Source organism: Mesorhizobium waimense, from assembly GCF_003601975.1.
Taxonomy (GTDB): Bacteria; Pseudomonadota; Alphaproteobacteria; order Rhizobiales; family Rhizobiaceae; genus Mesorhizobium; species Mesorhizobium waimense.
In genome coordinates, this window is record NZ_QZWZ01000213.1 from 1 (window position 1) to 450 (window position 450).

Sequence of the window (450 nt, forward strand, 5' to 3'; positions counted from 1 at the left end):
GCGAGAAGAATTCCTCGCGCGTGGTCGCCACCTGCAGGCCGTCGCTGAGCGCCTGCGCGCGCGACGCCTCGCGGCCCCAGACGCGCACGTTCATGCCGAACGCGCGGCCGTAGCCCGCGACGATCTGCCCTATGCGGCCGTAGCCCCAGATGCCGAGGGTCTTGCCGCGCAGCACGGTGCCGACGCCGAAGTTCGGCGGCATCGAGGCCGAGCGCAGGCCCGATTGCTGCCAGGCGCCGTGCTTCAGGTTGGAGATGTACTGGGGCAGGCGGCGCATGGCCGCCATGATCAGCGCCCAGGTGAGCTCGGCCGGCGCCACCGGGGAGCCCACGCCTTCGGCGACGGCGATGCCGCGCTCGGTGCAGGCGGCCACGTCGACGTGCGCGCCCACCTTGCCGGTCTGGGCGATCAGCTTGAGGCGGGGCAGCTTCTCCACGAGCTGCCGCGTGA

1 protein-coding gene is annotated in these 450 nt (G+C 72.7%); it reads right to left on the reverse strand.

Annotation, left to right across the window (positions count from 1 at the left end; all coding sequences use genetic code 11):
* Nucleotides 1–436: NAD(P)-dependent oxidoreductase (locus tag D3227_RS40690; RefSeq protein WP_281035088.1), on the reverse strand; the 436-nt coding region annotated here is incomplete at its 3' end.
* Between the last annotated feature and the right edge of the window lie 14 nt (nucleotides 437–450).